This is a genomic window from Peribacillus sp. SIMBA_075 (assembly GCF_046534585.1).
This window is the reverse complement of the sequence record NZ_JAWRYN010001635.1, coordinates 1-235: the sequence shown is the minus strand read 5'-3', so window position 1 is coordinate 235 and position 235 is coordinate 1. Positions and strand designations below refer to the sequence as shown.

Sequence of the window (235 nt, the reverse complement as noted above, 5' to 3'; positions counted from 1 at the left end):
GTATAAAGGTATGGAAAGCAATTCCTAGTGATAAATTAGATCGGAAACCATATGAAAAAGCTATGCTTGTTTAGAGATAATTCGGCATGTATTGAAATCAAAGCATTATTATCATCTGGCTATTGAAAATAGGGGAAGTTTTCCCCTTGACGCCCATATTTCAAAAGACTCCCCCTCATTTTTTGAGTGGGAGTCTTTTGAAATTAGTCAACTCCTTAATGGGTTTCTTTGCCCA

1 pseudogene is annotated in these 235 nt (G+C 36.2%); it reads left to right on the top strand.

Going from position 1 to position 235, the window contains the following annotated elements:
- Positions 1–2: 2 nt before the first annotated feature.
- Positions 3–139: pseudogene (locus SB775_RS33970) on the top strand (DinB family protein); the annotation flags it as partial.
- Between the last annotated feature and the right edge of the window lie 96 nt (positions 140–235).